The sequence below is a fragment of the Thiothrix nivea DSM 5205 genome, from assembly GCF_000260135.1.
In the GTDB taxonomy this organism is placed as follows: domain Bacteria; phylum Pseudomonadota; class Gammaproteobacteria; order Thiotrichales; family Thiotrichaceae; genus Thiothrix; species Thiothrix nivea.
In genome coordinates, this window is the sequence record NZ_JH651384.1 from 687,876 (window position 1) to 704,157 (window position 16,282).

Annotated in this window: 24 protein-coding genes; 21 read left to right on the plus strand and 3 right to left on the minus strand. The window is 55.9% G+C overall.

The window, feature by feature from the left end; translation table 11 throughout:
• The first annotated feature begins 10 nt into the window (after positions 1–10).
• The 20 genes from THINI_RS03545 (at position 11) to THINI_RS03645 (ending at position 14,602) form a co-directional block, all read left to right on the plus strand.
• On the plus strand, positions 11–1,723 hold the full coding sequence (locus THINI_RS03545) for a Mu transposase C-terminal domain-containing protein (protein ID WP_002707291.1): 1,713 nt from the start codon (positions 11–13) through the stop codon (positions 1,721–1,723).
• Between the two features lie 33 nt (positions 1,724–1,756).
• A complete protein-coding gene (locus THINI_RS03550) occupies positions 1,757–2,758 on the plus strand; it encodes an AAA family ATPase (RefSeq protein WP_002707292.1) in 1,002 nt (333 codons plus the stop codon).
• A 1-nt stretch (position 2,759) separates the two neighbouring features.
• Complete coding sequence (locus tag THINI_RS03555; RefSeq protein ID WP_002707293.1) at positions 2,760–3,050, plus strand: hypothetical protein; 291 nt, start codon at positions 2,760–2,762, stop codon at positions 3,048–3,050.
• 2 nt (positions 3,051–3,052) lie between these two features.
• Positions 3,053–3,415, plus strand: a complete 363-nt coding sequence (locus THINI_RS03560; RefSeq protein WP_002707294.1) for a hypothetical protein — start codon at positions 3,053–3,055, stop codon at positions 3,413–3,415.
• Complete coding sequence (locus tag THINI_RS03565) at positions 3,412–4,032, plus strand: hypothetical protein (RefSeq protein ID WP_002707295.1); 621 nt, start codon at positions 3,412–3,414, stop codon at positions 4,030–4,032. The genes THINI_RS03560 and THINI_RS03565 overlap by 4 nt, the downstream gene beginning before the upstream one ends.
• Positions 4,029–4,274 carry a hypothetical protein gene (locus THINI_RS03570; RefSeq protein ID WP_002707296.1) on the plus strand — a complete coding sequence of 82 codons (246 nt, stop codon included), beginning with the start codon at positions 4,029–4,031 and terminating at the stop codon, positions 4,272–4,274. The genes THINI_RS03565 and THINI_RS03570 overlap by 4 nt, the downstream gene beginning before the upstream one ends.
• Before the next feature lie 28 nt (positions 4,275–4,302).
• Positions 4,303–4,821, plus strand: a complete 519-nt coding sequence (locus THINI_RS03575) for a host-nuclease inhibitor Gam family protein (protein WP_002707297.1) — start codon at positions 4,303–4,305, stop codon at positions 4,819–4,821.
• Positions 4,818–5,138: a hypothetical protein gene (locus THINI_RS03580; protein ID WP_002707298.1), complete on the plus strand. Its 321-nt coding sequence runs from the start codon at positions 4,818–4,820 to the stop codon at positions 5,136–5,138. The genes THINI_RS03575 and THINI_RS03580 overlap by 4 nt, the downstream gene beginning before the upstream one ends.
• Positions 5,135–5,569, plus strand: a complete 435-nt coding sequence (locus tag THINI_RS03585; protein WP_002707299.1) for a regulatory protein GemA — start codon at positions 5,135–5,137, stop codon at positions 5,567–5,569. Before THINI_RS03580 ends, THINI_RS03585 begins: the two co-directional genes overlap by 4 nt.
• Positions 5,569–5,949: a Mor transcription activator family protein gene (locus THINI_RS03590; protein ID WP_002707300.1), complete on the plus strand. Its 381-nt coding sequence runs from the start codon at positions 5,569–5,571 to the stop codon at positions 5,947–5,949. Before THINI_RS03585 ends, THINI_RS03590 begins: the two co-directional genes overlap by 1 nt.
• A 265-nt stretch (positions 5,950–6,214) precedes the next feature.
• Positions 6,215–6,544: a Gp49 family protein gene (locus THINI_RS03595; RefSeq protein WP_002707301.1), complete on the plus strand. Its 330-nt coding sequence runs from the start codon at positions 6,215–6,217 to the stop codon at positions 6,542–6,544.
• Between the two features lie 312 nt (positions 6,545–6,856).
• A complete protein-coding gene (locus tag THINI_RS03600; RefSeq protein ID WP_002707302.1) occupies positions 6,857–7,237 on the plus strand; it encodes a hypothetical protein in 381 nt (126 codons plus the stop codon).
• Positions 7,237–7,950: a M15 family metallopeptidase gene (locus THINI_RS23135; RefSeq protein ID WP_002707303.1), complete on the plus strand. Its 714-nt coding sequence runs from the start codon at positions 7,237–7,239 to the stop codon at positions 7,948–7,950. The genes THINI_RS03600 and THINI_RS23135 overlap by 1 nt, the downstream gene beginning before the upstream one ends.
• A 178-nt stretch (positions 7,951–8,128) precedes the next feature.
• Positions 8,129–8,365, plus strand: coding sequence for a TraR/DksA C4-type zinc finger protein (locus THINI_RS03615; protein WP_002707305.1), 237 nt, complete (start codon positions 8,129–8,131; stop codon positions 8,363–8,365).
• The gene (locus THINI_RS03620) at positions 8,355–8,579 is read left to right on the plus strand and encodes a hypothetical protein (RefSeq protein ID WP_002707306.1); all 225 of its coding nucleotides are present in this window, start codon (positions 8,355–8,357) and stop codon (positions 8,577–8,579) included. Before THINI_RS03615 ends, THINI_RS03620 begins: the two co-directional genes overlap by 11 nt.
• A 10-nt stretch (positions 8,580–8,589) precedes the next feature.
• Positions 8,590–9,093 (plus strand): DUF1804 family protein, encoded by a 504-nt coding sequence (locus THINI_RS03625; protein ID WP_002707307.1) that lies wholly within the window; start codon positions 8,590–8,592, stop codon positions 9,091–9,093.
• Complete coding sequence (locus THINI_RS03630; RefSeq protein ID WP_002707308.1) at positions 9,083–10,828, plus strand: hypothetical protein; 1,746 nt, start codon at positions 9,083–9,085, stop codon at positions 10,826–10,828. Before THINI_RS03625 ends, THINI_RS03630 begins: the two co-directional genes overlap by 11 nt.
• A complete protein-coding gene (locus THINI_RS03635; RefSeq protein ID WP_002707309.1) occupies positions 10,828–12,294 on the plus strand; it encodes a phage portal protein family protein in 1,467 nt (488 codons plus the stop codon). Before THINI_RS03630 ends, THINI_RS03635 begins: the two co-directional genes overlap by 1 nt.
• Positions 12,284–13,522, plus strand: coding sequence for a phage minor head protein (locus THINI_RS23140; protein ID WP_002707310.1), 1,239 nt, complete (start codon positions 12,284–12,286; stop codon positions 13,520–13,522). Before THINI_RS03635 ends, THINI_RS23140 begins: the two co-directional genes overlap by 11 nt.
• Positions 13,523–13,819: 297 nt before the next feature.
• The gene (locus THINI_RS03645; protein WP_002707311.1) at positions 13,820–14,602 is read left to right on the plus strand and encodes a DNA adenine methylase; all 783 of its coding nucleotides are present in this window, start codon (positions 13,820–13,822) and stop codon (positions 14,600–14,602) included.
• A gap of 178 nt (positions 14,603–14,780) precedes the next feature.
• Here THINI_RS03645 and THINI_RS24955 read toward each other — a convergent pair whose 3' ends face one another.
• Both THINI_RS24955 and THINI_RS23145 read right to left on the minus strand, forming a co-directional pair.
• Positions 14,781–14,939, minus strand: a complete 159-nt coding sequence (locus THINI_RS24955) for a hypothetical protein (protein ID WP_002707312.1) — start codon at positions 14,937–14,939, stop codon at positions 14,781–14,783.
• Complete coding sequence (locus THINI_RS23145) at positions 14,936–15,745, minus strand: primase/helicase family protein (RefSeq protein WP_154724336.1); 810 nt, start codon at positions 15,743–15,745, stop codon at positions 14,936–14,938. The genes THINI_RS24955 and THINI_RS23145 overlap by 4 nt, the downstream gene beginning before the upstream one ends.
• 15 nt (positions 15,746–15,760) lie before the next feature.
• Here THINI_RS23145 and THINI_RS24960 point away from each other — a divergent pair, with 15 nt between their 5' ends.
• Positions 15,761–15,949, plus strand: coding sequence for a hypothetical protein (locus tag THINI_RS24960; RefSeq protein WP_154724337.1), 189 nt, complete (start codon positions 15,761–15,763; stop codon positions 15,947–15,949).
• A gap of 59 nt (positions 15,950–16,008) precedes the next feature.
• Here THINI_RS24960 and THINI_RS03655 read toward each other — a convergent pair whose 3' ends face one another.
• Positions 16,009–16,272 carry a helix-turn-helix transcriptional regulator gene (locus tag THINI_RS03655; protein ID WP_002707314.1) on the minus strand — a complete coding sequence of 88 codons (264 nt, stop codon included), beginning with the start codon at positions 16,270–16,272 and terminating at the stop codon, positions 16,009–16,011.
• Between the last annotated feature and the right edge of the window lie 10 nt (positions 16,273–16,282).

Here is a 16,282-nt window from a genome sequence, read left to right on the forward strand (position 1 = left end):
GGGATATGCCATGCCAGCGCCAATATCCAACCTCATCACCTTGCCACAGTCGCGCCTGATGCAGACCGCCAGCCAACCCGCCAGCGCAGCCAATAGCCGCAAACAGGCGGTGGCCGACCGTCGCCTTGCCTTTGTGCGGATGGCAATTGACCAGATGGAAACATTGGGCTGGAGCCGTAACCGGGCCGCTGAACACGTCTATAACCTGGTCAGCTCGCCCCGCCACGACATGCACAGCACTGCCGTGGAACTCGGCAAGAGCGGCAACCCGGTCAGCAAGGCGCAAATCTACCGCTGGCTGACCGACTACCAGCAGCACGGCATGGAAGCCCTGATCGACAACCGGAGCGGGCGGGCGCACCAGGAAGAGGGGTGGGAATTGCGGGCGATGCGCCTGTATGCCCGCCCACAGAAGCCCAGCATCACCTGGGTGGTTGACCAGCTCAATAAGGAGGGATTCGAGGCCAAGTATAACCGCGTACACCGCTACCTGATGGCACTACCCACCGACCTGACCACCCATAGCGCTGGCAGGCTGGGGGCGAAAGAGGTCAAGCTAAACCATCGCAGTTACCGGTTACGCACCACCGAGAACCTGCCGGTCGGGCACTGTTACCAGCTTGATGGCCATACCGTGGATGTTTACATCGCCCATCCGCAAACCGGCGGGCGCTGGCGTCCGGAACTGACTGCCGTCATGGATGTGGCCAGCCGCTACATCCCCAGCTGGTGGATAGGTGAGGCTGAAAACGCCCAGAACACCCTGTTCGCGCTGGCCGATGCCTTTACGCAGCACGACCATGTGCCAGCCTGCCTGCATCTGGATAACGGCTCCGGCTTCAAAGGCAAACTGATGAACGACCCCAGCACCGGCTACTACCGGCGTTTTGGGCTGGATGTGATCTTTGCCATCCCCGGCAACGCCAAGGCCAAAGGCCAGATTGAACGCTGGTTCGGCACCATGGAGCGCGGCTTTAACAAGGGCTGGGATACCTACTGCGGTACTGACATGAGCAAAAGCGTCTTGCGGGACATAGTACGCCCAGGCAAGAAGAACACCACCAGCCTGCCTAGCCTGAGCCAGTGGATAGACGCCTTCCGTGGCTGGCTGGACGACTACCACAACCGCCCACACCGGGGTCTGGATGGGCGCACCCCTGCCCAGATGTGGGCGCAACTCCAGCGCGTGCCACTGGAATACCGCCCTGCCGCCATCGTATTGCCGCGCAAGCAGCGCAAGGTCGCACGCGGACAGATCACCCTGGATGGCCGCATCTATCGCGCACCTGACCTGCTCCACTTCGAGGGCGCTGACATGGTGTGCGAGTACAGCGTACACAACGACCAGTACATTCGCGTGCTGACCGCCAATGAGCAATGGGTATGTGATGCCAAATTGGCGGAAAAGGCTGGCTACCTGCCGGACAGCCGCATCGAACAGCAGACGCAAGAGCGCCTGCGCCAGCAAATCAAACGCAATGAATTGCACATCGAGGAGGATAAACGCCGCGCCGGAATGACATTGGGCCACGAGGCCGCCACCCAGGGAATCCTTGAGCTGGAAACCCAAAAAGAAAGCGGGACAAACGCCCCGCTTCCACATCACCTTGATCAGCCTGACCCTGAAATCGTCATTGACCTGACGAAGTGGACACCAGGGCCAACCGATAAGGAAACAACCGACCTTAACATTACAGGTTTCAATCCACCCCTGGCCGAATAGGCCAAGCAGAGTTAAACATTACAGGAAACGACCATGACTGACAACACCGAAACCACCGCACCGGTACGCTACCCGCTACCGAGCGAGATCAGCGACCAGTACACCGAGCATGACAAGGCCGCGCTGGCCAGCATCTACGACTGGCTAAACAGCAACCCCAGCATCAACAAGCAGTGGCTGACATCCACCACCGGCCTGCCATCCGGCACGGTCGCCAGCGTGCTGAGTGGTGGCTATAAGGCCAGCCCCGGCAAGCAAATCAAGGTAATGCAAGAGGTGATTGCGCGCTACGAAGACCGCAAGGCCAAAGGCATTGATGACGACAACTTCGCTGAAACCAGCGTCTACAAGTTGGCCATTACCGTCTGTAACCGCGCCCGCACCTACCGTAACTTCGGCGTGCTGGCGGGCTACGTCGGCACGGGCAAGACCACGGCACTGAAGCGCTACGCCGCCGATAACAGCGGTGTCATCCTGGTGGAGGCAGACCCCGACATGACCAGCAGCACCTTGCTGGACGACATTATGGAACAGGCGGGCATCGCCAACCCTGGGCAAAGCATCAACGCCAAATTCCGCGCCATCCTCAAGGCATTCAAAGGCACTGACCGGCTGATCATCGTCGACGAGGCGGAGAAGACCAAACCGGCAGGGCTGGAATACCTGCGCCGCATCCGCGACAAGGCAGGTGTCGGTATCGTCCTGGCCGGAACGGAACGCCTGCACGCCATCATCGCCCGCGACCACGGCGTATTCGACCAGATCAGGAGCCGCGCCCCATTTGTGCCGCCGATCCAGCGCAGCATCACCAGGGAGGATGCCGCTGCACTGATCAGCAATGCGTTCCCGCAAGCCGACGAAGACACCATCAAGGCATTCTGGTCGCTCTGCAAGGGCAGCGCCCGTATGTTGTGCGAGGGCGTCATTCCTACGGTCAAGGACTACGGCCTTGGTCAAGGCCACGCCCTGAGCGCCAAGCTGGTGCTGGCAGTGGCCAAACAAGCCATGTCCCTCACCCCGGCTCAGGAGGTGTGACATGACGCGAGCATCCACCAAATACGAATACCTGAACCCTGAAAGCGGCAAGATCATCGACCGGGTAGCGAACAAAACGGCCACCCATTGTGGTCACCAGCGCGGCGCGGTCAACCAGGATGATATCCACCTGGAAAACATCCGTTTGTTAGCCAATACCCGCGCCACCGTCAAAGGCATGGAGGTGCGCGACCGCGCCCTGCGCAGCATGGAAAACCTGCTGCAACAGATCACCGATGCTGGCATCCGCCAGCAGGCGCAAATCATCATCATGACCAGCAAGAGGGCATAGCCATGACTGACCAGACCAAATTGGGCAAGCACCTGGATGAGCGCGTTGGACAGGGCAATGCCAACCTGATCCGCGCCTTTGGCCGCGCCTATGGCGCACTGCTGCTGCTGGCTGACAATGGTTTCCGCGTACTGGAAGCCGACATGGGTGATGACGGCAGTGCGGCGCTGGAAATCGACTTGCCGACCCACGAACAAATGGGGCTGTTTGAGCACATCAAGCGCACCCCGGTTTCCGAGACCAACAACCTGTCGGAGGGCTGGATGTGCATGGCTGAAATCGGCGGCTGCGAAGCCTGCCAGGCGCGTCATGCCGGTATCGCCGTCTGGTGGCATGAGCCGTACCCGGATGGGGGTGGCGCATGAGCCTGCAACTGCAATGCCCTGCCTGTGGTGCCAGCTTCGACCTGCGCGAAGCCCGCGCCGACCAGGACTGGCGCGACTTTGTAGTGGTGCTGGCGCAGTTCCCGCAGGAGGCGCAATGGCCGCTGCTCAACTACATGGAGCTGTTCAAGCCAGCGCGCCAGACGCACTTGCGCAGCAGCACCATGCTCAAGATTGCCAGTGAGCTATTGCCCATGGTGAGAGGGCAGGAACTGAAGCGCAAAGGCACAACCCACGCCGTCACCATTGGCGTATGGGCAGCAGCCATGCAGCACCTGGCCAGCACCCTGGAGCCTGACCGGCTGCCACTCAAAGGCAATGGCTATCTACTGGAAACCCTGGCCAACCGCGCCGAGCGCATGGCGGCCAAGGCCGAAAGTGCGGCCATTGAACAGCAGCGCAGCACCAATAGGCAGGGTAGCGGGATGCGTCAGGCAGGTGTAGTCGCCAGTAGCGCCATCAGCCAGACGACATCGCCTGAATACCAACCCTATGAGCGCCTGCCAGCCATTTCGGAAGAGCAGGCACAAGCCAACCGGGAGCGCATCCGCAAGATGCTGGATGACGCTTTCCATGCCAAACAAGGGGAACAACCATGAGTTTCTGGAAAAACAACGCCTACCCAGGCGACCAGATTGACAGAAAAGTCCGCGAAACCGCCAACAGCCTGGTTTCCGGCAAATCGGCGCAGGCCGTAGCCATCGTCGTGATCGACAACGATGGCTTCGCCCACGCCAACATCGCCATGCGCGGCGTGGGCGTGGGCATGACGGCGCAAGCCAAACACCTGCGCCGCCAGCTGGCCGAGCGCATGAATGAGTTTCAGGACTCACTTTTATAACCACTGGGTAAAGACAGGAGAAAGCCATATGGCACGTACCAAAACCGTAGCAGTTGCCGCTGCCACCAGCCTCGAAGAAGCGGAAAAGAAGATTCAGCGCCTGGGCGAAGTCCAGCGCGAAATCTCCCGCCTGGAACATGACATGAACGACGAACTCAACCCCATCAAGGAGAAATACGAGAACCAGGCCAAGCCATTCAAGGATGAGCTGAACGCACTGCAAACCGCCATCCAGATGTGGGCGGAAACCAACAAGCCCGACCTGCTGACCGGCAAGGCCAAGACCGTCAAATGCGCCACCGGTGATTTCGGCTGGCGCACCAGCACGCCGTCAGTGCGCATCACGGGCGTGGCAGTCGTGCTGGAGCGCCTCAAGCAACTGGCGTTACTGCAATTCATCCGCACCAAGGAGGAGATCAATAAGGAGGCTATCCTCGCCAACCCCAAGGAAATCGAGCACGTTAAAGGCATCACCATTGCCCAGTCCGAATCCTTCTGGATCAAGCCATTCGGTTCTGAAATCGAAGTGGAAGGAGTTGTGAAATGATGCCCGCCACACTGGAACGCAGCGACAACCGCCCGTACTGGATGCGCTGGGATGATGACACCGTTGACGGCATCCTCCACGCCGACCCTGACTCCCTGTTTGATTTTGTCAATACCGTGCGCGTCGAGGAAGAAAGCGGCATTGACATGACCGACAGCGAAACCACGGAAGCCATCGTTGTCTGGGCCATGGAAGCCGCGCAGGAGTTGCAGGAATTCTGCGATGCCGCCAAAGAAGCAGGCTCACCGCTGCTGGCGACGGAAGCCCTGCTTGGCGACCTTGACAACATCCTGGCAACCGCAAGGGGCAAAGCGTGAAACGCTCCGACCTGATCAAGCTGGTCGCCATCGCCAAGACCCAACTGGGCATGGACGAAGACAGCTACCGTGAGATGTTGCGCCGCCATGGCGCAACCCTCACCACCAAGAAAGGCGGCAAGCAGGTCTATTCCGCCACCAGTATGGGCTGGAGCCAACTGGATGCGGCGCTGTCCGAACTCAAGGCCAAGGGCTTCCAGTTCAAGGCCAAGCCACGCAATGCGGAAGACTGGCGCTTGCCGCGCATTAACCTGGTCCGCCAGCTGTGGCGCTGGCTGCATGAGCATGGACAGGTGCGCAATGCCGACGATGACGCCCTGCAAGCGTTTTGCAGCCAGCACATGCAGGCCGAGCGGTTGGAGTGGGCGACCAGCCCGGAACTCAACAAGTGCGTGGAAGCCCTCAAATCCTGGAAGAGGAGAACCCAATAATGAGCAGTTACGACCACCTGCCGGAAGTCGCCCGCGAACTGATCGGGCTGATTGGTTACGACAACACCATCTTGATCATGCGGCGCTGGGGAGGGACATATCTTGACGTACCCAAAGACCCTGAACGGGCGATGGTGCTGCAAGAGGTGCTGCCCTATCCGGCGGTGGTCGCGCTCTGCGCCTATTACAACGGCGAGCGCATCAGGTACATTCCCAAGATGGATGGCGTGCTGCGCAAGATGCGCAACGACGAAATCCGCCGCGACTTCGGCAAGGTCGGGGTGCGCCACCTGGCAACACAACACCGGCTATCCTGCCGGGCCATCTACAATATTATTGCCGAGACCGAGCAGGAGCGCCAAGCCTCGCTTTTCTTGTGATTTTGCAGAGTCGAATTATAAACACTCTCAAAATCATGGAACGGCCTGCCGCTAACCTGTCGATGCTGACGGGTCACGCGGGGAGTAGGTCGTTAATGGCGATGTGCTATCCCGTGATCCGTCGTCGAGCTGGTCGTTATGCCTTTATTTTCATTTAATTCTTTTCTGCATTTAATGATAAAAACACGGTTAAATGTTATAATAAGCCGTTGTCTTTATTGCAACTACTAATATTTTCTTTTTCTGTATTTGATAGGATTTTGACATGAAAGACAGTGAAATTGAACAAGAAATCATTGAAAAAGGTTTGACCGCGCCACGGGTAACGACCCAGACAATTGATGAATTGGTTGGCTCTTTGAAATATCACTCTTGGCAAGTACCAGAAACCACCACGACACTGGTTGCTGCTGAACTGGATGATGGTTTTATCGTGGCTATCGGAAAAGCGGCAAGCGTCAGCAAGGAAAACTTTAATGCCGAAATCGGCTACAAAATCGCTCGTGATGACGCAGAACGCAAAGCACGGGATAAACTCTGGGAACTCAAGGGCTGGGAACTCAAGCAGAATTTGAAACAGGGGATGGCTGCATAACGCTATGCTATACGGAACGATTTTACATAGCCGTCCGTATAACCCTCTATCAAGCTGACAACAGAGCCTTTGCCTATTGCGCCATCACTTGACAGTGACTCCAATACGCCGCAGTATACCGAACCATAGCCGAACATCATAAAAATAACACCCACATCCTACCGGCGAACAAAACACATTCTATTGATCAAAGCCCGCCCTGTTGCGGGCTTTCCTTTGTCCGGCTGACCCGGTTCAAACGGCAGTTTGCCGGTGCAGCAACGCACAATCAGGTTTCCATAAACACATTCGCAAACTGACGGAGACATTGATGTGATCAAAGCATTCCTTCCCTGGCTGATCCGCGCCATCCCTATGGGCGGCTACCGCACTTACATCATCAGCATCCTGCTGGTGCTGGTTGGCGCTGGCATGATTGCCGCTGCGTTCGTGGGTATCCTGCCGTTTGACATTGCCGGTTCCGTTGCCGCAACCACTATCCTGCTAGGGCTGCAAGGCTTCTTCGGGCGCGCGGCTACAGCTGAGCTGGAAGACCAGCTATCCCTGGCGCTGGCGGTTATTGTGGACACCCGTGACAAGGTTAAAGCCTGGCCGGAAGTGCCGCTACCTGACCCGATCCCCGAACCCCATCTGCCAACCGAAAAACCCCCTGGCGTTGCGCATCCCGGCTTTGACGATGCAGGATGGCGCTAATGGCCAGCGTCAAGGAAGTGCAGGAAGCCCTGGCAGCACTAGGTCTTTACCTCGGGGCAATTGATGATGTATGGGGGGAGATGACGGAACAAGCCGTCATTGCCTTCCAGCGCATCAACCGCCTGACCATGAACGGCAAGATCAGCACCAAACTGCTGGATATGCTGTTTTCAGATGACATGGAAGACCGCGCCGCACCGCCTGAACGCGACGACGGCAGACCGGAAGCACCCGGCAACCCGGCGCGCTGGCCATCCGGCAACCCGGATTCACTGGAGTGTTACTTTGGCGCGGTTGGCACTGATCAGGTGCGCATCAAAACCGCCTACCCGCTGCGTCTGGCGTGGGATCTGAACACCATCATGGATGGATTCAGTTGCCACCGCCTGGTGGCCGATCCGATGGAATACATTTTCCGTGAAACGCTGGCGCATTACGGCCAGGACAAGGTTCACGACCTGCGCCTTGACCGCTTCGGCGGCTGCCTGAACGTGCGCAAGATTCGCGGTGGCAATTACTACAGCACCCATGCCTGGGGCATTGCGGTCGACATCGACCCAGCCAACAACCGGCTTGACTGGGGAAAATCTAAAGCCAGTCTCGCCAAGCCGGAGTACAACGCATGGTGGGAGATCATCGAGAGCACCGGCGCACAATCGCTGGGGCGGCGCAAAAACTACGACTGGATGCACTTCCAGTTTGCGAAGGTATAGCCATGCGTGCGCAAGACAAATGGCTATTCCAGTTCATTATGACACTGATTGCCATCATTGCCACCTTTTGGATGGGAGCGAAGCTCACCCATAATCTGATAGCAACCAGTTGCAATGAGCGTGGCCGAGCCGTCATTAATGACATTCCACATACCTGCCAACCACAACAAGGGTACAAATGGACGACCTAGACCGTGCGCAAGCCATTGAAGAAATGCAGCGCGAACAAGCATTGCAGCAAGTTCGACGCCCTGCTGAAGAGCCAGAAACGGACGCCAGCGGCAACCGCGTTTGCCTGGAGTGCGGGGACATCATCCCCGTGCTGCGCTTTTCCCTGATTAACGCCGTGCGCTGCGTGGATTGCCAGTCAGCACTGGAAAAGCACAACAAGGGGTACAACAGCCATGTCGGATGAAATGATTCGCGCTATCGGCAAGCTGGAGGGCAGGCTGGATTCCATGCATGAAACCAGCAAGGCCAATAGCGACAAGCTGGATGCCATTGATAAGCGTCTACGCGCCGTCGAAACCCGTTCAGCCACCTACGGCACGGTAGGTGGGGCGCTCGCAGGCGTCGGCATCAGCCTGCTGGTGGCGAAGCTGAAAGGCATCACCGGCACAGGCCCGTAAAGGACAGGTCATGGCATACCCGCAAGAAACCAGACTGAAGGGGCGCAATGCGTATGTGCGGGGGCGTATGTCCATGCCAGATGCCGCAGTGCACGCTGGTGTCTCCGAAGCCACCCTGAAACTGTGGAAAGCCAGGGACAAAGAGCAGGGCGACGACTGGGATCAGGCGCGGGCAGCGGCACGGCTGGCCATGGGCGGGCTGGGTGACATGACCGCAGAAGTGCTGGAAGACTTTATTCTCCAGTTTAAGCGCGCCATGCAAGACCTGAATAATGACACGTCTATCCCGGCGATTGACCGGGCTGAGGTGCTGGCAAAGCTTTCCGACAGCTATATCAAGACCATGAAGGCAGCCACCAGCAGCAACAGCAACCTGGCGCGGCTGAGTGTGGCGTTGGAAGTGCTGGAGGTATTGAGCAAGTTCATTCAGGGCCGGTTCCCGCATCATGTTCCCATCCTCGTTGAAATTCTGGATACCTTCGGCCCAGAGTTGAGCAAGCACTATGGCGCGTGACCTGACCACCAAAGCCTTCCTTGATGAGTTACTGGGCATTACCAGCCATCTGCGCAAACAGATGGAGGCATTACGCCAGGGTGTGGATGACTCCCCCGCGGCCATCCGGGATCGCCGCCGCCGCGTGCTGGTGGATAATGACTTTGCCTTTTTCGCCTGGCACTACTTCCCGCATCATGTGCGCGGGGAGAAAAGCCGGTTTCAAGACCACTTCACAGCCCGTTTCCCGCAGCTATTGAACCATACTCAAGGCTGCCGTGAATGGTGGGTTGCGCCACGCGGCGAAACAAAGTCCACCTTGCTGACCAAGATAGGCCCGGTATACATCGCCATCCGTGGTGCTTTGCAGGATGCCGGGGTACGCGCTGAACTCAATGCCGGACTGCCCGCCAAATTCCTGGACTACGTGCTGTTGCTGGGCGCAGAAACCAGCCTTCCCACCAAGTTGTTGGCAGTGGTCAAAACCGAGCTGGAGTCAAACTACCGCTTGCTGATGGATTTTCCGGAAGCTGCCGGACGTGGCCCAGTATGGAAAATGGGTGAAATCGTCACCAAGGCCAATGTCAAGATTGAGCCTTTCGGTGCTGAACAGGCCATTCGCGGTACGTTCCACGGCGCTTCCCGCCCCAAGGTGCTGTTCGGTGATGACCTGATTACCGACAAAGAAGCCAAGTCCCTGACCGAGCGCGACAACCGCTGGAACTGGGTGGAAAAGGCTATTGACTACCTTGGCGACCCCGATGGCACTGTCAAATTCCTGGCGGTCGGTACGATCCTGAATCAGGATGACCCGATTTCCCGCGCCAAAAAATCACTGGGGCATATCGTCCACCACTTCAAGGCATTGGAACGCTTCCCTGTCAACATGGATTTATGGGAGCGCTGCGAAGAGATCATGCGCAACCTTGACCGGGTGATGATTGACGAAGCCCGGCGCAACAACCTGATCCTGGATAACAGGGAACTGCCGTCCTATCAGTTTTACCTCGCCAACCAGACTGAAATGGACATGGGTGCTATGGTGTCATGGCCCAGTGTGCGCAGCCTGTATACCCTGATGCGCCAGCGCGTCACCCAGCCGTCGGCGTTCCGCACCGAAATGCAGGGCGAAGCCCGTAATGAGGATGAGCGCGTATTTGGCAATGTGCAATTTTGGGTGCAGCGCCTGCCCAACTGGCTGTTTTACGCTGCCTGCGACCCATCCATGGGCAAAAATGAGAAGTCTGACCCATCTGCATTGGTAGTGGGTGGTTATGACCCACTTAACAAACGCCTGCATGTGGTTGAAGCTGAGGTAAAACGCCGGGTGGAAAGCAAGCTGCTGGCCGACATGATCAGCCTGCAACGCGAATTCAACCCGGCTGTATGGGGATTCGAGAACAATAACGCCTACGAATTCATGCGCACCACGTTCATCCGGAACGCTATGGCGCAGCAGGTGGTGCTGAATCTGGTTGGCGTCACAGCCACTGTCGCCCCCGAAGTCCGCATTGACTCGCTAGAGCCACATATTAATGACATCCCTGCCCGCATCCTGCTCCATGCCAACCAGGTGCACCTACTGGACGAACTCGACACTTGGCCTGAAAAGCAGCCGCACCACCACTATGACGGCCTGACCGCACTGCATATCCTGTGGATGATTGCGGTGTCGCGGGCTGGTGGCATCCCACAAATCGCCACTACCACGCCAAGCTGGCGCAAGGGCAATAATGTCGCCTGGGACAACTATTAATGATCAAGCAAATCACCGCCATCGCCAAACGCGCTCTAAGAATCCCGGATGAGATCGTTACCCGCGCCAACGACCCCAACTTCTATCAGGCGCTGGACATCCTGCCAAACCCTGACCCAATCCTGGCGAAACTGGGCAAGGATACTGACGTGTACAACGCCATCCAGTACGATGCCCACGTCATGGGGGAATTACGCAGCTTGCGGGCGGGGTTACTCGGATACGACTGGCGCATTGTGCCGGGCGGCGAGGATGCAGCCAGCCAGAAGGCATTCCAGGCCATCATGCAGCGCATGGAATATTATCCTGCTTCTGGCTCACGCTGGGATGACTGGATATGGACTATCTATAAAGCGGTGCTGATGGGGCAAAGTATCCATGAAATCGGCTGGGAATACGACGGCACATTCATGTTTCCGCGTTTCATCAAGGACAGGCCAGCTCGGCGGTTTGCCTATTCCGCCGAAAATAACCTGAAAGTATTGACCCGTTCAAATCCGTTGTATGGTGAAACCATTGATGGTGATTATCGTCTGCTGACAACGCGCCACATGCCCAGCCATGACAACCCGTATGGGGTGGCGGTGCTGTCGGCCTGTTTCTGGCCGTACACGTTCAAACACGCTGGCTGGAAATGGTTCGCCAAGTTTGCCGAGAAGTACGGCATACCATGGGCTGTCGGTACGTATCCAGCAGGGAGCGACCAGAAATTTCAGCGGGAACTGGCGGAGCGCCTCGCAGCAATGATTGAGGATGCTGTGGCAGCAATCCCGGAGGGAGCGTCCGTTGAACTGAAAACGCCCAGCACTAGCGGAGACCCAATCCAGGAGCGCCTGATAAACCTCGCTAACCGCGAAATGTCGAAAGCCCTGACCAGCCAGACGCTGGCGACAGAGATTCAGGGCAACGGCAGTCGTGCGGCAGCCGATACCCATAGCAACCGGCAGGCAGGTATTGCCAGTTCCGACCGCAAAATGATCAGCGAAACCGTTTCACAACTGCTGTCATGGATTACTGAGATCAACTTCCCTGGTGCAAAAGCCTCATGGCATGAGTTCTACGAAGAGTCTGACCCCCGTGAAGGCTGGGCAAACACCCTGAATACTGCCCGCAAGTTCCTGCCAGTTTCGCGTGAATTTGCCTATGAGCGCCTACAAATCACCCCGCCCAAAGCGGGCGATGAGCTACTGGATGCAGTTGACCCAGCACCCGCAGCGGCAAACTTCCGCCATGGCGGGGATTTCGTGGATTTCACCACTACAGGTGGCAATGCCGTCGATCCTATTGCCATGATGCTGCCAGAAATCAAAAAAATACTGGGCAAGCATGACAATCTGACGGACGCACAAACAGCGCTGGATACGGCATTCCCAGGCCTGGATGACAGTGTGCTACGGGCGCAACTCGAATTGACCATGCTTTACGAGTACCTGCGGGGCATGGAGGCAGCAACCAGTGACTCCTGAAGTTCAATTCGGCAATCTGCCATCGCTGGAAGCCATCAATTTCCTGCGCAACAAGCTAGACATCACCACTGCGCACTGGGATGACATGCTGAAGGAGATTCATGTCAAGGCGTTCACGGTGGCTGGCGCTACCCGCCTGGCTTTGCTGCAAGACCTACGCGGAGCAGTCGATAAGGCGCTGGCAGATGGCGAGAGTATTGGGCAATTTCACAACCGTTTCGATGAGATTGTAAAGCAGCACGGCTGGCAGTTTCGCGGTAAGTACGCCTGGCGTACCCGTGTCATTTATGACACCAACATGCGCAGCGCCCACATGGCGGGCAAGTGGGAGCAGATTCAGCGCAGTAAAAAGACATTCCCTTACCTGCAATACCGTACTGCTGGCGATAGCCGGGTGAGGCCAGAACATGCCCGGTGGGATAATTTGATCCTGCCCGTTGATGACCCATTCTGGGATACGCACTACCCACCCAATGGCTGGGGATGCCGCTGCACAGTGCGGTCATTATCAGCAAGAGAGATGGAGCGCAAGGGGCTGAAGGTCGGTGAGCGCCCGGAAATTATCTCTCCCGATACGCCCGACAGGGTTAACACGCGCACTGGCGAGGTCTATGGGAAGGTTCCAGACGGCATTGATACCGGATGGGATTATAATGTTGGCAAGGCATGGCTTGCGCCGGAAGATGATTTTGGGCGCATCCTTGTCCAGCAGCAACCGGCCATTCGCGCCCAAATTGACAGTTACATTGACGAGGTTTCAAGGCCGTTTCAGGCCGCGTTTGAGGGATGGGCAAAGCAGGTCATTAATAAGGAGTACCCGTTCCGCAGGCATCAGGTGGTAGTTGGCTACGTCAAAAGCGCGGTCATCACCCATGCACTGGAGAAAGGCGTTAAGCTGGAGACTGCCACGATTGCAATTGATGCAAATCAGCTTCAGCACATGCGCCGGGATGCCAAGGCAGAATGGGAAAAATCCATCCCTGATGAGTTCATCCTCAATCTTCCCACTGAGATTGCCAGCCCAACAGCGATACTGTGGGAATCATCGACCAATAACATCCTTTATATCTTCGGAACCGCCCAGGATGGGCGCGACATGAAAGTATTCGTTGCGCTGAATTTTAAACGGAAGGGCGATGTAACCAACAGTATCAGGTCTGGCGGACTCATCCCGAGAATCTCACTGCAAAATGCAGGGGAGTATCAGGTGATATGGGGGAAAATTTGATATTTGCACCCCGGATGGACACCACTCCATCATGCCAGTTCACTGCTGCCAAGGCAGGACACCGGGCAGGCCGCGTTTTTCCTGTCGTCGGGGTGCGTACAAGTTATTTTATCAAAAAATGGTGCATGACTAAAGCCATTTAAAAGGAGCGACGGGGCGGCGTTACAGCGCAGCCCCGCCATCCACGCAGATGATCACTCCACTGCGTAAACCTAGGCTCCCATGCCGTGCGCATGGCATGAGGAATCTATCATTGCGCAAAATTGCTGGCATTTTTTGCCGACAAGAGGAGTGATTATGATGCATTCACCTGTTCGTAGCCCATTAGCTGGCTGGTTTGGTGGTAAGTACCAACTTTCCAGACACATTATATCCCGTATTCCAAGCCATGATTGTTATGCCGAGCCATTTGCTGGAGCAGCTTGGGTTCTGTTCCGCAAGGAGCCAAGCAAGGCTGAGATTATCAATGACATAAACAGGGAAATAGTGACATTGTACCGCTGTGTCCAGAATCATTTGGAAGAGTTCTGCCGTCATTTCCGCTATCAGTTGACCGCCAGGGATGAGTCCAGGCGCAAGCTAGATGAGAATCCTGAAACGATGACTGATATACAACGGGCAGCAAGGTTTTTCTATATACACCAGAATGCATTCGCGGGAAGAATTGGAAGAAGCCCGTCATTTGGCACAGCAACTGAGCGGGAACCCAAGCTTAACCTGTTGCGGGTAGAGGAAACATTGTCTGCGGCACATCTTCGGCTGGCGAATGTCTACATAGAAAACCTTCCCTATACTGGACTGATAAGCCGTTATGACAGGCCAAGGACATTCTTTTACATCGACCCGCCCTATTGGGATTGTGAAGATGACTACGGTAAGAACATTTTCAGCAAGGAGGATTTCGGAAAGCTTGCCGATCAACTTCACCAAGTCAAAGGTAAGTTCCTTTTGAGTCTGAATGACACAGATGGCGTGAGAAAAGCATTTACTGGATTCAACATGGAAGAGGTAACCGTGACGTACTCAAGCTCAAGGACAAGTCGGCCAAAAGCCCGTGAGCTGTTCATAACAAATTATTAAATATATAGAAATGATACTCAGATAGAGATGCTGTCTGGGTATTTTATGGGTTATTTCTGCCTAAATTAGTAAAAAATACTAACATTTAAAACGCAAATTATCGGAACAATAGTTTTATATAAGTGTATGTTTATAATGTATTTTATACAATTCTACACAAAGTTGATCTTTAACATTTCTAACATGTCCCCACAGTAAATGTGCCGGTGTCGCCTTGGATGATGGTGGCGGTGTCTTCCGGCTTTTCCAGGCGGATGAATTCGCCGATGTCGCCTAAAGCTGGCATGGCAGGCTTGCCGCCGCTGGTGGCGGTGTGGGTGGTGGTGGTCATGTTCATAGCGTTGGTTCCTTTTCGCCGCTGCTTCCCAGCAGTGACATAAGATCATTGAAATCGGAGAGTTCAAGCGGTGCGCTTGCGGGGAATTCGGGAATCATCAGGCTAACACCGGGCAAGGTTGCGCATACCTTGCGGGCTTCCAGTTCGCCGCCCCTGTATCCCTTGCTGTCGGGGTCGCGGTCATTGTCCGCGCAAAGGGTCAGGGGGATGTGTGGGAAGCGTTCCCGGTAGGCTTGCGCCACGGGCAACAGGTTGTGTTTTGCAAAACAGGACAACACGGGCAAACCGTAAACTTCATGCAGGCTGGCCGCCGTTGCGTAGCCTTCGCACAAGTACACGCCTTGCGGATGGGTCAGCGCTTGCCCTACCAGGCAGAACTTGCCGGTGGGCTGCGTGCCGGTCAGGTAGGGTTTGTTCCCGTCTGGTGCGATGAATTGCAGGCCATGCAGGACGCCATCCAGGTCACAGACGGGAACCAGCAGCATTTCACCACGCTGGCGGATGCCGTATGCCCCTACCCGCTTTTTGAGCAAGTAAGGGTGTGACGGGTCAGCCGGTGTTGAAGATCGCCATAAGTTAACGGCTTTGTTTTGGGCAGTTTCCGCCCGTGCCTGCCGTTCGGCTTTCTGTTTGGCGGCAAGTTCACGTTGCCTGCTTTCAATCCGCGCCTTCTCTTCGCGGGAAAGTTCAAAGTATTGGCTGAAACTGTTCCACTTGAACTTGGCTTCCCCAAATTGCCGCCAGTCGCCATACACGCCCACAAGCCCCCAATGCGGCGCGGTTTCGCCGGTTTGCTTGTCGGTCATCAGGATGGTGTATTCATGGCAGACGTACCAACCGGCCTTATCCTGCTTTTCCCCATTGCTGGAAAACTTTTCTATTTTCCCGCTTGCCTCTATTTCACTTGGGGCATTGCCAATATTTTCTATTATGGCTTGTCGGAAATTTGTAAAAACTTCATGGGTTGTTGGTGGCAACTTTTGCACGTTTGGCCTATAATCTGGGCTTAGATCGTTGAAATTTGCGCCTCTAATGTTTGCAGCATTAGGGGCTTTTCTTTGTCCGTTGATCATACCTTATCCTTTGCGGTCTTCCACCACAGATCAATCTCGTTTTCACTCCAGCGTTTTGTTTTGCCGCGCTTGAAGTGTGGCTCTGGCAGGAAGCCTTCCTTTTGCCATCGGTAGGTGGTGCTGATGCCTACGCCCAATTTACCGGCAAGTGTGCTACGGCTTATCAGTTTGTCTGACAGTTCCGAAGATTCAAGCCGTTGGCGGATTTTGCGTTTCATGGCTTCAAAATCAAAATTCATGATATTGGCGGTTCGTTGCATGGTTTATTCT

Bases quoted from the DNA above. Each gene is read 5' to 3' on its own strand.
- THINI_RS03545 (WP_002707291.1), top strand. From the start codon at position 11: ATGCCAGCGCCAATATCCAACCTCATCACCTTGCCACAGTCGCGCCTG.
- THINI_RS03550 (WP_002707292.1), top strand. From the start codon at position 1,757: ATGACTGACAACACCGAAACCACCGCACCGGTACGCTACCCGCTACCG.
- THINI_RS03555 (WP_002707293.1), top strand. From the start codon at position 2,760: ATGACGCGAGCATCCACCAAATACGAATACCTGAACCCTGAAAGCGGC.
- THINI_RS03560 (WP_002707294.1), top strand. From the start codon at position 3,053: ATGACTGACCAGACCAAATTGGGCAAGCACCTGGATGAGCGCGTTGGA.
- THINI_RS03565 (WP_002707295.1), top strand. From the start codon at position 3,412: ATGAGCCTGCAACTGCAATGCCCTGCCTGTGGTGCCAGCTTCGACCTG.
- THINI_RS03570 (WP_002707296.1), top strand. From the start codon at position 4,029: ATGAGTTTCTGGAAAAACAACGCCTACCCAGGCGACCAGATTGACAGA.
- THINI_RS03575 (WP_002707297.1), top strand. From the start codon at position 4,303: ATGGCACGTACCAAAACCGTAGCAGTTGCCGCTGCCACCAGCCTCGAA.
- THINI_RS03580 (WP_002707298.1), top strand. From the start codon at position 4,818: ATGATGCCCGCCACACTGGAACGCAGCGACAACCGCCCGTACTGGATG.
- THINI_RS03590 (WP_002707300.1), top strand. From the start codon at position 5,569: ATGAGCAGTTACGACCACCTGCCGGAAGTCGCCCGCGAACTGATCGGG.
- THINI_RS03595 (WP_002707301.1), top strand. From the start codon at position 6,215: ATGAAAGACAGTGAAATTGAACAAGAAATCATTGAAAAAGGTTTGACC.
- THINI_RS23135 (WP_002707303.1), top strand. From the start codon at position 7,237: ATGGCCAGCGTCAAGGAAGTGCAGGAAGCCCTGGCAGCACTAGGTCTT.
- THINI_RS03615 (WP_002707305.1), top strand. From the start codon at position 8,129: ATGGACGACCTAGACCGTGCGCAAGCCATTGAAGAAATGCAGCGCGAA.
- THINI_RS03620 (WP_002707306.1), top strand. From the start codon at position 8,355: ATGTCGGATGAAATGATTCGCGCTATCGGCAAGCTGGAGGGCAGGCTG.
- THINI_RS03625 (WP_002707307.1), top strand. From the start codon at position 8,590: ATGGCATACCCGCAAGAAACCAGACTGAAGGGGCGCAATGCGTATGTG.
- THINI_RS03630 (WP_002707308.1), top strand. From the start codon at position 9,083: ATGGCGCGTGACCTGACCACCAAAGCCTTCCTTGATGAGTTACTGGGC.
- THINI_RS03635 (WP_002707309.1), top strand. From the start codon at position 10,828: ATGATCAAGCAAATCACCGCCATCGCCAAACGCGCTCTAAGAATCCCG.
- THINI_RS03645 (WP_002707311.1), top strand. From the start codon at position 13,820: ATGATGCATTCACCTGTTCGTAGCCCATTAGCTGGCTGGTTTGGTGGT.
- THINI_RS24955 (WP_002707312.1), bottom strand. From the start codon at position 14,939: ATGAACATGACCACCACCACCCACACCGCCACCAGCGGCGGCAAGCCT.
- THINI_RS23145 (WP_154724336.1), bottom strand. From the start codon at position 15,745: ATGACCGACAAGCAAACCGGCGAAACCGCGCCGCATTGGGGGCTTGTG.
- THINI_RS24960 (WP_154724337.1), top strand. From the start codon at position 15,761: ATGGCAGACGTACCAACCGGCCTTATCCTGCTTTTCCCCATTGCTGGA.
- THINI_RS03655 (WP_002707314.1), bottom strand. From the start codon at position 16,272: ATGCAACGAACCGCCAATATCATGAATTTTGATTTTGAAGCCATGAAA.